This window comes from Facklamia sp. P12945 (assembly GCF_050409485.1).
Classification (GTDB): Bacteria; Bacillota; Bacilli; order Lactobacillales; family Aerococcaceae; genus Facklamia.
On record NZ_JBNUPJ010000001.1, the window covers coordinates 107,413 to 121,492 of the forward strand.

The window sequence follows — 14,080 nt, forward strand, 5'->3', positions numbered from 1 at the left end:
AAGGAAATCTAATTAGAGATAGGAGGTCGCAAAAATGCTAGTTCATTCAACGCATAAGAATGAAAAAGTTGTCTTAGGACTCTTAAGTTTAACTTGCGAAGGTGAAGATCAAATGGCTCAAGCAGGCGAAATTTTAACTAAATATCGCGACCAAGAAGGTTTCGACCTTTACTTATATAAAGATCCTGAAACAAGCAACTTCGTTGGTTTAATCGGTATTGAGCAGCGTAAAGTTGAAACGGATCCCCAAGAAAATCTTTCGACAATAATCGTTCACCTTATATCGGTTATTCCTTCCTTTGAAGGAGAGTCCGTGGATTATCAATTGTTCAAAGAACTTAAAGATATGTTTCCACAAATTCAAATCTCAGGTTCCATTCAATCAGAAACCCAAGATATGATTGCCCAGTTTGCTGAGAAATATCGTCAGCAGATAAAAGCAAATAGTGAAGGGGAAGCCAATTAATGCAAGAGGATCGAACCAATCAAGACTTAACCCTTAAATTAACGGCCTTTCAAGGGCCGTTTGATTTGCTTTTACACCTAATTAAAGAGTTAGAAGTCGATATTAACGATATACCCATGACGGAAATTACTGACCAATATTTGGCTTATATTGACCAGATGCAGGAATTAGACCTCGATAAGGTCGGAGAATATTTAGTGATGGCGGCCACTCTATTAGAGATCAAGAGTCGTCTCTTAATTCCCATTGAACCGGATGAATTGGATGGTGATTTAGAAGACCAAGATCCGCGGAGTGGTCTGGTTCAGCAACTGCTCATTTATCAACAATTTCAGCTAGTAGCGGACACCTTAGAAGATATGCAAGTGGATCGTAGTAAGCACTATTCAAGACCAGCGGCAGATCTTTCAAACTTTATAGCTTTTATTCCCTTAGAAGAAGGTGAGCTTTCGCTAGAGCAATTACAAACCAGTTTGAAGAGCGTCTTGCAAGCGCAAGAACAAAGACAACCTAAAGAAAAAGAAATTCATCATGATCAAGTTTCAGTGACGGACAAAATGCAATTCATTCGACAACAATTTCAATCCATTAAGCCTAATCAATCCATTGCTTTTTCGTCTCTTTTATCGAATGGCTCTCGACCAGAAATTATTGCCACATTTATTGCTGTTTTAGAAATGGTCCGTAAGCAAGTTCTGGTTTTTCAACAAGAAAGCTATCTAGATAGCATTGAACTGCGTTTGAGGGAGGAAGGTTATGCTTAGAAAAATAGCAGGCATTATTTTTGTTGCCGGGGAAGAAGGCGTGACCTTGAATGAGTTAGCCGCTCTTTTAAATCTCTCACCAACAGAAATTAAGCCTATGATTGAAGAAGTCCAGCAAACTTTAAAAGACCATCCACTATCGCCAATTGATTTGGTCCAATTTGGCGAACGCTTCTTGTATGTAACCCAAGCAGACTTAGACCCCTTGATTAAAAATTTTGCTCAATCGCCACTGCAACAAAAGTTAAGTCGACCGGCTATTGAGACCTTGGCTATCGTAGCTTACCGTCAACCGATTACACGTATGACCATTGATGAAATTCGGGGCGTTTCTTCCCAAGCCATGCTACAAAAATTAGTCAGCCGAGACCTCATTAAGGAGGTAGGTAAGTTAGAAGCGCCTGGTAGACCCATACTTTATGGAGTCACCGATTACTTCCTCAATTACTTTGCGCTATCTTCCTTAGAGGATCTACCACCTATTGAAGATTTAGCCCTCAACAGTCAAACCGCTTCAGAAGAACTTTTTTCATTAAAAAGATGGGAAATTAATTTATTTGATCAAGAAGAATAAGGAGGAACTATGGAAAGACTACAAAAAGTTATGGCTCACGCAGGGGTTGCCAGTCGACGCAAATGTGAAGACATGATTAAAGAAGGTCGCGTCAAAGTAAATGGACAAGTGGTTCGTGAATTAGGAACCAAAGTCACCAGCAATGACCGTATTGAAGTAGACGAGGTGCCTATTTATAAGGAAGAACCGCGCTATATCTTGCTTTACAAGCCAAAAAACTATATTTCAGCTGTGGCTGATGACAAGGGCCGTCCGGTGGTTACCGATTTAATCCATGGTATTGAAGAACGTATCTATCCGATTGGCAGATTAGACTTTGATACGACAGGCTTACTCTTGTTAACCAATGATGGTGACTTTGCCAATCAGATGATGCATCCTAAGCATCAGATTGATAAGACATATATTGCGAAATTGGGTGGCATTCCTACAGCTAAAGAATTAAGACAATTAGAAAAGGGCGTAATGATTGATGGTCAAAAGACCTCCAAAGCTAGAGCTCGTCTCATTTCTAGCAATCAAGATAATCGTACAGCCGTTGCCCAATTAACCATCCATGAAGGCTGGAACCATCAAGTTAAGAAAATGTTTGAAGCCATTGGTTATCCCGTCTTCAAATTGAAGCGCGAATCTTTTGCTTTTCTTGGCTTAGATAATTTGAAACCGGGTATGTGGCGAGAGCTAACTGCCTTTGAAGTGGATAAATTAAGTAAGATGGCTTTAGATAGTGAATAAGAGCTTGCTTAAATCCGAGATAAATGCTATAATTCATTTAAATTAAATAACGTCTTCGGGGCAGGGTGAAATTCCCGACCGGCGGTAGAGTCCGCGAACTTAGCTGTGGCTAGGTTGAACTGGTGTAATTCCAGTACCGACAGTAAAGTCTGGATGGTAGAAGATAAGATATTGATAAGTTTATGCTTATTTAGGCTACCATCCTCTCAGTTTGAGTGGATGGTTTTTTTATCAATGGACCCTCCTAAAGACGTAAAAAAAGGAGAATCGTTATGAAGAATCGAAAAGTTCAGAAAGTCACACTTTTAGCCATTTTAGGAGCTTGGGCAGTCGTTCTACGTTTTTTTGACTTCCCAATCTTGCCATTTGCACCTTTTCTTAAGGTTGATTTTTCGGATCTTATGGCCTTAATTGGTATGTTAATTTACGGACCACAAGGCCTAGTTGCCGTGGCCTTCATTCGTGATTTGGTTAATTATATCCTTAAGGGAGGGGAAGCTGGTATTCCGATTGGGATGTTAATGAGTATGACAGCGACCTTAGCCATGTTTTTACCAAGCCACTTCATTTTGAAGTATTTAAAAGAAAAAGGGCAAGCTATTAAATTTTCTTTAATCTCTCTTAGTCTTGTCTTTAGTTTAACTCTCTCCATGGCTTGCTTTAATTACTATCTGGCTTTACCTATTTATGTCAAAGTCATGAACTTTCCCATTGATGATTATATGACTTATATCCTATCTGTCATTGTGCCATTCAATTTAATCAAGGGCTTAATCATGGTTGTCGGTCAAATTTTTGTCATTAAATCAATGAAGACCATATTTGGTCGCCGCATTAACTTCTATGATGGTTACATACGAAAAGGTTACCGTTCTGCTACTAGAATATTACAACAGCAATAAGTAATTTACTTTTTTAGGTCAATTGTGTTTGCATCAAGTTTAGAGTTTGCTATAATATAAGAAATTGGACTCATATGCTAACCTAGCCTTTTTAGGTTTGTTGCTATGAATAGATATCTTAATATCGATTAGTGTAGGAGGAAGCTTGATGGCAAAGGATAACGAACGCTTTGATCAACCTGAAGATAAGGATCAAGGTTTAAATGAAAAAGCAAAAACCAAAAAATTTACTGCCCCATGGAACAATAAGTTTGGTGAGGATGAAAATTTCAAGAATCGTCAATTTTCACGCTCGGCTAGAAATCAACCGAAGCAGGAAGCAACCGTTTTATCAAACGCTTTGCTATTCTTCTTAATTTTCACTTTGATTTTCCCGTTTGCATTGTATGCTTATATCGACTCACAAAAGAGTGATAAGCCTTTAGAAAGTAAAACGGCTGAACAGGTTGTTCTAAGTAAGAGCACAACTGAAGAAGCAACGACAACCAAAGAAGAGAAGACAACAACTACTGAAGCTGTTACGCGTGAAATCGAAGCAACAACTACGACTCAAGCGCCTGTACCGACTCAACCAGCAGTTGAGACTTCTGCTCAACCACAAGCAGCGTCAACTTACCATACCGTAAGTGCGGGTGAATCATGGTGGTCAATCTCTCAAGTTTATGGTGTTGATGTTTATGACTTAGCTGCTGCCAACGGAACTACAATTGACGGTACTTTGATGCCAGGCTCACAAATCGTCATTCCATAAAAGAATAAGAAAGTTAAGGCTGAGTTAATTCTCAGCCTTTTTATGAGAAAGGAATTAACCAATGTTTTCAATTGCAATCGATGGCCCAGCGGCTTCTGGTAAGTCAACCGTCGCTAAACTTATCGCAAAAAAATACCAACTGACATATATCGATACTGGCGCTATGTATCGCGCAATCACTCTAGCTTGTTTGCTAAATAAAATAAATATTAATGATCCCCATCGTTTAGGAGAAATTTTACAAGCAGTCAAAATTTCTTTTGAAATGGATGGCGACCAACAAAAAGTTTTAATCAATGGGCATGATGTCAGTCAAGAAATTCGTTCGGTGGAAGTGACACAAAATGTTTCTAAGGTTTCTGCTAATCTAAGGGTCAGACAAGCCTTAGTCAAGCAGCAACAAGCTATAGCTAGTGAAGAAGCAGTGGTGATGGACGGACGAGATATTGGCACGGTAGTTCTACCAGATGCCAGTCTTAAGTTTTATCTTGTAGCTTCCAGTCTAGTAAGAGCTCAAAGACGCTATGAAGAAAATCTAACTAAGGGCATGGAGACCCAATCCCTAGAAGAGATTGAAGCTGAGATTATTAAACGCGACCACTACGATAGCAATCGTCAACACAGTCCTTTGCAAAAAGCAGAAGATGCTATTGAAATGGATACTTCAGACTTATCCATTGATCAAGTGGTTGAAAAATTAAGTGACTATATCGATTCTATAAAATAATTTTAAAAAGGAGGCTGATGAGCCTTTTTTATTTTGATGAAACTAGATAATCAGATCTCGTTTAAATGAATAAAAGTCAGCAATAATAAAATTATTGATAATATCGGCCTTATTCGCAATATTCGCTAGACGATATCCCTTTCTTTTGTTATAATGTTTCTTAGAGTGCTTGCATAGTGTCTATTAGTAGACTCTATGTAAGTAACAATTTTTATAGGTAACGCTTAGGAGGAACGGGTAGAATGTCAGAGTTTGTTGAGAATAATGAAGTAAATGAAGAAGTAGAAGCAACGGAAGAGGTTGAGACTACTCAAGTAGAAGAAAGCAATGGTTCAGAAACTATTGAAACAATGGAAGATGCTTTAGATAGTGTCTTAGATATTAAAAGTGGCGATACCGTTTACGGTGATGTTTTAGCTTTTGATGAAAATAATCAAGTACGTGTAGCAATTAAAAACAGTGGTGGATTAGAAGGGGTTATCCCAGCTAACGAACTAGCTGCAACACGCGTTGAAGATCCTACTGAAGTTGTAGCAATTGGTGATGAAATCGAATTAGTAGTTATCAAGCCAATCCAAGATAAAGAAAATGGCAACTTCTTATTATCTAAAAAACGTGTCGATGCTAAAAAAGTATGGGCAGAATTAAAAGAAAAATCAGAAAATGGCGAAACAATTGAAGCACCTGTTAAAGATGTTGTTAAGGGTGGTTTAGTAGTTGACGCTGGCGTTAGAGGATTTGTACCAGCTTCAATGGTAGAAGATTTCTTTGTGGATGACTTCTCACCTTATAAGGGTCAAACATTAGAGTTCAAGATTATTGAAATTGATGAAAACGACAACCGTTTAATCTTATCTCATAAAGAAATTGCACGTGAAAAACGTGAAGCTGAACGTGCTCAACGCATGGAAGAATTAGAAGAAAATACAATTGTAGAAGGTAAAGTAGCTCGTCTAACTAACTTCGGTGCTTTCATCGATTTAGGTGGCGTTGACGGATTGGTTCACATCAGCCGTATCGCTCACGAACACGTTAAACATCCAAGTGATAAATTAACTGTTGGTGAAACAATTGAAGTTAAAATCTTGTCAATCGACAAGGAAGAAGGACGTATTTCACTTTCAATCAAGGATACCTTAGAAGGACCTTGGGAAAATATTGAAGAAAAAGCACCAGAAGGTTCTGTACATACAGGAACTGTTAAACGTTTAACTAACTTTGGTGCCTTTGTGGAAGTATTCCCTGGTGTTGAAGGTTTAGTACATATTTCTCAAATTGCTCATGAGCATATTGAAACTCCTCAAGATCGTTTAACTGAAGGCCAAGAAGTTGAAGTGAAAGTTCTTTCAACAGATGCAGAAGCTCAAAGATTATCCCTTTCCATTAAAGCTTTATTAGACAAGCCTGAAGGTTACGAAGAACCAGTTCGTCGCGAACGTCAAGAATCAAATGATTCAGATCGTCCACGTCGTCCAAGAAGAAACCGTAATACAAATAATCAAACAGCTAACCGTTCTAACCAAACCCGTCAAAACACTAACTCAATTAATGATGCAGCCAATGAAGGAAGCTTCACATTGGGTGACATGTTAGGCGATGCATTCAAGTCTTTACAAGACGATGCTGAGTAATCGATTCTAATAACATTACTTACTCCAATTGTTTCTTCCATTTTGCTGATTAGCTTAATGGAAGAAACAATTGGTTTTTAATTTATGGAGGTGAAAGTATGGAAATACCAGTAGTGGCTATTGTGGGCCGACCGAATGTCGGTAAGTCCACCTTATTTAATCGCTTAATTGGCGATCGTCTTTCGATTGTAGCCGATTATGAAGGGGTGACGCGTGATCGAATTTATGCAACAGGATCATGGTTAGGTCGTGAATTTCGACTGATTGATACCGGTGGTATCGATATGAGTGATGAACCCCTCATGCATAAAATTAAATATCAAGCTGAAATTGCAATGGAAGAAGCCGACGTTATTATTTTTATGACCTCAAGTCGAGAAGGCGTCACCGATGCGGATGAAGCCATAGCCCATTATTTACACCGCACCAATAAACCGGTGGTTTTAGCAGTCAATAAGGCGGACAATCCAGAACAAAGGCAGCAAGTCTATGAATTTTATGCTTTAGGTCATGGCGATCCCTATCCCATATCGTCTTCGCACGGAACCGGAACAGGGGATTTATTAGACCAATTAGTTTCGCACTTCCCAGCCGATAGTCCGGATGCAGATGATCGCGAACGCATTCGTTTTTCTTTTATTGGACGGCCAAATGTCGGCAAGTCTAGCCTGGTTAATGCCTTATTACAAGAAGAACGTGTGATTGTATCCAATATTGAGGGAACAACCCGTGAAGCAGTCGATACCGATTTTGTTAGTCAATCTGGACGCCATTTTACAGCAATCGACACAGCAGGTATTCGTAAGCGAGGCAAGGTTTATGAAAATACCGAAAAATATTCTGTCATGCGAGCCTTATCAGCCATTGACCGTTCAGACATTGTCTGTCTAGTAATCGATGCAGAGACTGGCATTCGTGAACAGGATAAGAGGGTAGCAGGATACGCTTTTGAAGCCAATAAGGGCATGGTTATTTTAGTCAATAAATGGGATGCCGTCGATAAGACCGACAAATTATTTGAGAAATTTACCGATGATATCCGGAATGAATTCCAATACTTATCTTTTGCGCCCATTCTTTTCGTTTCTGCCAAGACGGGCCAACGCTTAGAGAAACTACCGGCTATTTTGGAAGAAATCTATGAAAACCGCTATCGTCGCATTCAATCTTCGGTCTTGAATGACGTTTTGATGGATGCGATTGCCATGAACCCTACACCCACTGATAAGGGACGTCGGCTTAAGATTTATTATATGACTCAAGTGGCTGTCAATCCACCAACCTTTGTCGTCTTTGTTAATGATACAGAATTAATGCACTTCTCTTATGTAAGATTCTTAGAGAACAGGATGCGTGATTCCTTTTATTTTGACGGTACACCGCTCAATCTAATTATTCGTAATCGAAATTAAGAGATAGGAAGATTTTGTTGTAAAATCAAGGTCAATTCGTTGTCTTAACCTTGATGTTATGTTATTCTATACAAGAAATAATCAACAGATGATTATTTTCCAATCTATAGAAATAAAGGAGGAGATTTATTAATGGCAAATAAAGCAGAATTAGTAGAACGTGTAGCTGGAAAAACTAACTTAACAAAGAAAGATGTAACAGCCACTGTTGAAGCATTATTCGAATCAGTTCAAGAATTTTTATCTGAAGGTGAAAAAGTTCAGATTATTGGTTTCGGAACTTTCGAAGTTCGCGATCGTGCAGCTCGTAAAGGACGCAACCCACAAACTGGTGAAGAAATTGAGATTGCAGCCACTAAAGTTCCTGGCTTCAAAGCTGGTAAAGCTTTAAAAGAGGCAGTTAAATAATTAAGCATTAGATTGGTGATGAAAGTTTCTGGCTTTCATCACTTTTTTATTTAGCAGTCTTTATCCTCTAATAGTAATATGAAAATAGATTCAAAGGGATGATCTATTTGGTTGTCTTTGTCTAGCATGGTATAATAGGCTAGACATGGAGGGAACCAAAATGGATAATTTTTTCAGCTTAATGGAGTCTACTAATCAGATTGAGGAGCAATATAAGCTCTTTAAACGCCATTTAAAAAGAATGGATGGAATGGATGAAGCTTTTTTAGCGCAAATATTAGACCGAATGGCTTTTTGGGGTCAATCAGGCTACCGACATCTGCAGATTCAAGCTTATGAAGCTCTTTATCAAAAATTTCCGTCCTCAGTGTTAGCTTTTCTTTTAGGGTATAGTTATTCCGCAGTTAGTCAATATGACAGGGCTTATCAATGGTTGGATAAAGTCGATAAGCAAGACTTGGACCTAGAAGGTCGCTTATTGCTAGCGGATGTCAATCTTAAGCTAGGACACTTAAATGAAGCGCGCAAAGAATTACAAGCTATCATTAACGACCATCCAAGAGATTATCGAGCTTATCATCAAATGAGTGAATTCTATCGCATGCAGGCTATTAATGAAAAAGCAATCTACTATCTTGAGACCTTAATGGAATATTTTATCTCAGAGGATGATTCTTTAAGGCGCCAATGGCGAACAGATCTCTTAGCCCTTTATTTAAGTAGTGAGAGAATCGACACTGAAAAAATCAGTGCATTATTTGATCAAGATAATGAAGATTTGACGATTGAAACAGCTGATGAATGTTATTTATTGGCGCATTTTTATGCCCAAATTAATGATTTCAATCGATCAAATCATTTCTGCGAGTTAGGCCTTCAAATCGATCCCGACCATTTTGAATTAAGACTCTTACAATTAGAAAATTTAACCTATCTACAAGAAACTAGCCGATTTGCCAATCAGTTAGATCAACTATTAAAAAGCCTACCTCCATATGATGGAGTGGTTATGGATTGCCTGCGTTTGGCTGATCGAATGGGAGTCTTTACAGCCAAGCTCATTCAATTATTGGAGGATTACTACCCTTTATTGGATAATGCTGAGGATCAATTCTTAGTTCTCTCGGCCTATGTGGCTTATTATCTTGATCAAAAAGACTATCAACAGGCAAACTTGTTTATGGAAAAATTTGATTTACAAGCCATTGACGAGTCACTCTTGGCCTATTTAAAAGGCAAAATCTTATTTCATCAAGGACAAAAAGAGCAAGCTAAGGCTTATTTAGATCTAGCATGGGATCAACAAGTTCTTGCTAAAGATTTACCTGACATGATCCAGCAATTGTCCAATCTCTAGTCAATCTTAAAAACTCATGAGGGAGGTAAGACCATGGAAAATATTCAAGATAAACACTTATTTTTAAATTGGATGATTCTCAACCATCCTCATCCCAATCGCGAGATAATGATTTTTTTAGCCTATTTACAAATGAGGCCTAGTGAGCTGCAATGGGTTGAGTTTTCGCATGATGTCATCTATGCTCCAAGAGGAATAAAGATATCCTATCCCCCCTTGCAAGAGCCCCCCTTGGTCTATTATAAAGAAGATTATATCTACCATCAGATTGATCAAGCCTTTCACGATTTCCGGTTGAACTCACTTAAAAAGGGTCAAAGCTTTTACATAGAGTTTGATTTAGCCGATTATCAACTAGAGGCGATGCAAAGAGGTCTTTTAAAAGAAAATCCATTTGTCCCCATCCAAATGAAGGCTTTAGATCAAGTCAATCAAAGCTTACATCAAATTAGTCGCCAAGCTTATAAACAAATGATCATGGAAAAGATTGACGGTGCGTTAGAAACAAATAATTACGATCAAATTGAGCAATGGCTTGATCAATTTCAATCCGGTTTGGAGTGATAGCATGCAAATATCTTTAGAGGATTCGCTTTTTCAAGCGTCTATTCCTGTATTAAAAAAAATTGAGTCTCATGGCTATGAGGCTTATTTTGTTGGAGGGGCCATTCGCGATGTGCTATTAGAAAAATCAATAGGGGATATTGACATTGCGACTTCCGCCTTTCCTCAAGAAATTCAAACCATCTTTCCCAAACACTTTGATGTAGGCATCCAACATGGCACCATTGTGGTTTTATATCAAGGAAACTCTTATGAAATAACTACTTTCCGTACCGAATCGACTTATTCGGATTATCGAAGGCCTGACCATGTAGAATTTGTCAGAAATCTTGAGTTAGATACTTTGAGACGAGATTTCACGATCAACGCCATGGCAGTAGACGCCAAGGGCAATTTATATGATTTTCATGGGGGCTATCAAGATTTGAAAGATAAGTTGCTGAGGGCTGTCGGCGAGCCATTGGAACGTTTTCAAGAAGATGCCTTAAGAATCATGCGTGGCATTCGTTTTGCCTCTCAGTTAGGCTTTCGATTAGAGGAAAAAACTTTCCAAGCCATGTGCCAATTAGCTAGCAATCTGTCTAAAATTTCCATTGAACGCATCCGCATTGAATTAGAAAAGATGATGGCAGGGCCTTATTTAACACAAACCATTTCATCCTTTAAAAAGGCTAAGCTAGACCAAGCTTTCCCTCAAGCCAATCAATTTGATTATGTAGAAGGTTTGACTTACTTGGTAAATCAAACAACAGGACAAGCAGGGCTTAGTCCACTTATCACTTGGTCCTTGCTATTAAAGGGAATGGAAATTAATGATGAAAAGACTCAAAGACACTTGATGAAGCAGTGGACCTTATCTAATCGTTTAATGGATCAAGTAGTCGCTTTTTTAAAGCTTGACCATGAAATTAGCCAGCAGACCTTCACCATCGAAACCGTCTATGGCTATGCTCAAGAAGTGATTGATCAAATGAATACTTATTTAGAAATCACTGATCAAATGGCTACCAAAAAAGAAATAGAAGTTTTAATAAGTAATTTACCTATTAGAAAGCGGCAAGAACTAGCCATTAATGGTAAGCAAATTATGCAAGCACTTAAAATGGCAAAAGGCGGGCCGGTGATTGGACAATTGCTCGATCAAATCGAAGCAAAGGTTATTAGAGGAGAATTAACTAACCAAACCGCTGCCATTATTGACTGGCTCAAAGACCAATAAATATATTAAAAGAGAGGAGGGACTTCATGAAATATGCCATCGTCGACCTCGAATCAACCGGACCACGTCTAGACAGTGGAGACCGAATTATTCAAATTGGGGCGGTTCTTATTGATCAAGGTCAAATCATTGGTCAATATGAAATGCTGATTAATCCTGAACGTGAGGTCCCACAAAACATCCAACAATTAACCGGTATCTCACAAGAAGAGGTTGATCAAGCACCTCTTTTTGAATCAGTTGCAAACTTATGGTTCAAGCGTTTAGAAGATTGTCTTTTTGTAGCGCATAATCTCAACCATGACTTGACCTTTATGCAACACCATTTCCAAGCGTGTGGCTATGATTTTAACCCTTTGGCCATCGATTCCGTCAAGTTAGCTAAAATTATCTTCCCTCAGGCCACAGGATTCAATTTAACAGATTTAAGCTTCTATTTAGACATTCCCTTTAACCAGGCACATCAAGCTTTAGCAGATGCCAAAATAACCGCAAAAATATTAAATGCGATGGCTAGCAAGTGGATGCAACTGCCTAGTAAGACACAAACCCTCTTATTGGATTTAGCTCAGGCTTTAGATAAGCAGGAAATTATTTTCTTTCAACAACCGCAGCAATTCATACTCAATCAAGCAGCAGACACTCAATTAGATAAAAAACCACCATTTGATCAAGAAAATCTTCTAAGTACGAAAGCAAAAGCTCAAATTAATTGGTTGTTAGAAAAAATGCAGACTACAAATCGATTAGTAGTAGAAGGACAATGGCGGCCAATTGATCCACTAGTGGTAAAATATTGGTTACTTGAAGTTTTAGCTAAAAATAAGTCTTCGCTGGTATTAGCTGTTTCTAGTCAATCGGCTCTCGAAGAATGGGCTACTTTCTTCAAGCAAGAAGAAATCCCTTTTTCTTACTTATTGAGACCGAGTCAATATTTACATTTAGATCATTTTAAACGCTACCTTGATCAAGTGGTGATTTCTCAATTAAATCAGCAAGAAATTTTAGTGATTGCTTCAACCTTAGTCTGGCTAGAAGAGACCCAAACAGGCTTACTGATGGAAATGAACCAAGAATTGAAGATTAGCGATCAAATTAATCGCTTTAATCATGGGCTTTATCCGAATTATCGAGCCTCCTATTTTTACCAAAAAGCTTTATCCAATCATGATAAACAAGCAGTCGTACTGACTCAAACCAGCTATTTGATGGAAGAAGCGAGTCAAGAGGGCAGTTTTAGTAAACAGCAGCTCCTAGTGTGTGATAATCTCAGTCTATTAAGCAGACAATTGTCCTTTTTCCACCAAATACAGTTGGCTTATAGTCAACTCTTAATTTTGTGCCAACAAGTCTTGGATATCTTATATCATCAGGATCGAACGCATGCTGCTATTCAAGCTTCAATCTTAAGAATGGATCATTTAATTAATCTAATCCGGCAAGTATTGAATCTTTTAGAAAGTGAAATTCAAAATCACCACTTCCGAGCGGTTGAGCGGGAGTCCAGCAGAGAAGTCAAGGTGTCCTTGTCAACTACTCGAGCTATCTTAAGCATTCAACAGCAAATGCATAAGGCTTTAAAAACACTGCTTCAAGAACAAGCATTAAAAGATCTTTTAGCAAGCAAGCCACATCATCTTAAGATAAAAATGCTGCACCTACAGGCCTTTTTAAATAATTTAGATAACTTTCAAGCTAAAATTAGTCAGTCCGAAGGTTATTTAACTATTCGTGTCAGCCAAATAGAAGATCGTTATTATCAATTCCAACTGACATGGAAACCCATTCGTTTAGTTCAAGAATATCAACATGCCTTTGAAAGCTTTCAACAAGTCTTACTCTTTAGTCCAGGGGATCTGCATTTTCGCTTAAATAGCGGGAGTTATTATCAGTTAGGACTCGATCTATACAACTACTTGCAATTACCACAACCAATGGAAAAGTTAGTCATTGACGTACCATTCGATTGGATTGCTAAAAAAAGTCAAGATTCTCAAAGAAATCAAGAGCAAGGTCGCTTAATCGGTGAAAACTTGCTTGAAAGCATTGAAGCTGATCAGCTGCCACCCTTAAGTCTGATTATTGTAAACAATCGCCAGCAAGCTATTGATGTTTATCGCCAAATAAAAGGCAAGTTAAAAGATCAAGAACAAGTTCGATTGTTGGGTCAACATGTATCTGGATCCTTAAATAAAATCAGACGGTTGGCTATGGATGATTGTGATACCATTTTAGTCATTCAATGGCAGTCGCTCTTAAATGAAAACTGGCTGTTAGATAAGCGACCTTGCCATATATTCTGGCTGCGCTTACCTTTTAGATCGTTAGAAGATGCTTATATTTTAGCATTAGCAGATCACTTGAATCTGCCGTTCGAACTAATCTTTGATCACTTATTAATCGATCGAATGCTAGTCGATTTTGCCATTGCTTTCGACTATTTAGACCGCCACTTTAACTGTCAAAATTTCTGTTTGTTAGATGATCGTGTCTTTACCAAATATTATTCTAAAGAAATCAGACAGAAGCTTGAACATCTGGTAGAATTTAATTTACAATAAGGAATAGAA

General features: G+C 38.2%; 14 protein-coding genes and 1 riboswitch. All 14 genes read left to right on the forward strand.

From position 1 onward, the window contains the following. Positions 1–34: 34 nt before the first annotated feature. Positions 35–466, forward strand: a complete 432-nt coding sequence (locus tag ACQV2X_RS00475) for a hypothetical protein (protein WP_428873719.1) — start codon at positions 35–37, stop codon at positions 464–466. Beyond that, the gene (locus tag ACQV2X_RS00480; RefSeq protein WP_428873718.1) at positions 466–1,230 is read left to right on the forward strand and encodes a segregation and condensation protein A; all 765 of its coding nucleotides are present in this window, start codon (positions 466–468) and stop codon (positions 1,228–1,230) included. The genes ACQV2X_RS00475 and ACQV2X_RS00480 overlap by 1 nt, the downstream gene beginning before the upstream one ends. Beyond that, positions 1,223–1,804 carry an SMC-Scp complex subunit ScpB gene (scpB, locus tag ACQV2X_RS00485; RefSeq protein ID WP_428894153.1) on the forward strand — a complete coding sequence of 194 codons (582 nt, stop codon included), beginning with the start codon at positions 1,223–1,225 and terminating at the stop codon, positions 1,802–1,804. Before ACQV2X_RS00480 ends, scpB begins: the two co-directional genes overlap by 8 nt. Positions 1,805–1,813: 9 nt before the next feature. Beyond that, the gene (locus tag ACQV2X_RS00490) at positions 1,814–2,539 is read left to right on the forward strand and encodes a pseudouridine synthase (protein ID WP_428893121.1); all 726 of its coding nucleotides are present in this window, start codon (positions 1,814–1,816) and stop codon (positions 2,537–2,539) included. Between the two features lie 47 nt (positions 2,540–2,586). Then, positions 2,587–2,708, forward strand: a riboswitch (FMN riboswitch). A 103-nt stretch (positions 2,709–2,811) separates the two neighbouring features. Then, complete coding sequence (locus tag ACQV2X_RS00495) at positions 2,812–3,441, forward strand: ECF transporter S component (protein ID WP_428894154.1); 630 nt, start codon at positions 2,812–2,814, stop codon at positions 3,439–3,441. Between the two features lie 148 nt (positions 3,442–3,589). Beyond that, on the forward strand, positions 3,590–4,192 hold the full coding sequence (locus ACQV2X_RS00500) for a LysM peptidoglycan-binding domain-containing protein (RefSeq protein ID WP_428894155.1): 603 nt from the start codon (positions 3,590–3,592) through the stop codon (positions 4,190–4,192). A 61-nt stretch (positions 4,193–4,253) separates the two neighbouring features. Further along, a complete protein-coding gene (cmk, locus tag ACQV2X_RS00505) occupies positions 4,254–4,919 on the forward strand; it encodes a (d)CMP kinase (protein ID WP_428873712.1) in 666 nt (221 codons plus the stop codon). A 350-nt stretch (positions 4,920–5,269) separates the two neighbouring features. Continuing rightward, positions 5,270–6,550, forward strand: coding sequence for a 30S ribosomal protein S1 (rpsA, locus tag ACQV2X_RS00510; protein WP_428894171.1), 1,281 nt, complete (start codon positions 5,270–5,272; stop codon positions 6,548–6,550). Positions 6,551–6,648: 98 nt separating this feature from the next. Then, complete coding sequence (gene der, locus ACQV2X_RS00515) at positions 6,649–7,962, forward strand: ribosome biogenesis GTPase Der (protein WP_428873711.1); 1,314 nt, start codon at positions 6,649–6,651, stop codon at positions 7,960–7,962. Between the two features lie 132 nt (positions 7,963–8,094). Continuing rightward, positions 8,095–8,370, forward strand: coding sequence for an HU family DNA-binding protein (locus ACQV2X_RS00520; protein WP_428873710.1), 276 nt, complete (start codon positions 8,095–8,097; stop codon positions 8,368–8,370). 160 nt (positions 8,371–8,530) lie between these two features. Further along, positions 8,531–9,727 carry a tetratricopeptide repeat protein gene (locus ACQV2X_RS00525; protein ID WP_428873709.1) on the forward strand — a complete coding sequence of 399 codons (1,197 nt, stop codon included), beginning with the start codon at positions 8,531–8,533 and terminating at the stop codon, positions 9,725–9,727. Between the two features lie 33 nt (positions 9,728–9,760). Further along, positions 9,761–10,291, forward strand: a complete 531-nt coding sequence (locus tag ACQV2X_RS00530) for a YpiB family protein (RefSeq protein ID WP_428873708.1) — start codon at positions 9,761–9,763, stop codon at positions 10,289–10,291. A 4-nt stretch (positions 10,292–10,295) separates the two neighbouring features. Then, positions 10,296–11,510, forward strand: coding sequence for a CCA tRNA nucleotidyltransferase (locus tag ACQV2X_RS00535; protein WP_428894156.1), 1,215 nt, complete (start codon positions 10,296–10,298; stop codon positions 11,508–11,510). 26 nt (positions 11,511–11,536) lie between these two features. Next, positions 11,537–14,071 carry a 3'-5' exonuclease gene (locus ACQV2X_RS00540; protein WP_428875891.1) on the forward strand — a complete coding sequence of 845 codons (2,535 nt, stop codon included), beginning with the start codon at positions 11,537–11,539 and terminating at the stop codon, positions 14,069–14,071. The last annotated feature ends 9 nt before the right edge of the window (positions 14,072–14,080 follow it).

Coding starts and splice junctions, on each gene's coding strand:
- der (WP_428873711.1), top strand. CDS start 6,649: ATGGAAATACCAGTAGTGGCTATTGTGGGCCGACCGAATGTCGGTAAG.
- ACQV2X_RS00490 (WP_428893121.1), top strand. CDS start 1,814: ATGGAAAGACTACAAAAAGTTATGGCTCACGCAGGGGTTGCCAGTCGA.
- cmk (WP_428873712.1), top strand. CDS start 4,254: ATGTTTTCAATTGCAATCGATGGCCCAGCGGCTTCTGGTAAGTCAACC.
- ACQV2X_RS00530 (WP_428873708.1), top strand. CDS start 9,761: ATGGAAAATATTCAAGATAAACACTTATTTTTAAATTGGATGATTCTC.
- rpsA (WP_428894171.1), top strand. CDS start 5,270: ATGGAAGATGCTTTAGATAGTGTCTTAGATATTAAAAGTGGCGATACC.
- ACQV2X_RS00520 (WP_428873710.1), top strand. CDS start 8,095: ATGGCAAATAAAGCAGAATTAGTAGAACGTGTAGCTGGAAAAACTAAC.
- ACQV2X_RS00500 (WP_428894155.1), top strand. CDS start 3,590: ATGGCAAAGGATAACGAACGCTTTGATCAACCTGAAGATAAGGATCAA.
- ACQV2X_RS00540 (WP_428875891.1), top strand. CDS start 11,537: ATGAAATATGCCATCGTCGACCTCGAATCAACCGGACCACGTCTAGAC.
- ACQV2X_RS00475 (WP_428873719.1), top strand. CDS start 35: ATGCTAGTTCATTCAACGCATAAGAATGAAAAAGTTGTCTTAGGACTC.
- ACQV2X_RS00525 (WP_428873709.1), top strand. CDS start 8,531: ATGGATAATTTTTTCAGCTTAATGGAGTCTACTAATCAGATTGAGGAG.
- ACQV2X_RS00480 (WP_428873718.1), top strand. CDS start 466: ATGCAAGAGGATCGAACCAATCAAGACTTAACCCTTAAATTAACGGCC.
- scpB (WP_428894153.1), top strand. CDS start 1,223: ATGCTTAGAAAAATAGCAGGCATTATTTTTGTTGCCGGGGAAGAAGGC.
- ACQV2X_RS00495 (WP_428894154.1), top strand. CDS start 2,812: ATGAAGAATCGAAAAGTTCAGAAAGTCACACTTTTAGCCATTTTAGGA.
- ACQV2X_RS00535 (WP_428894156.1), top strand. CDS start 10,296: ATGCAAATATCTTTAGAGGATTCGCTTTTTCAAGCGTCTATTCCTGTA.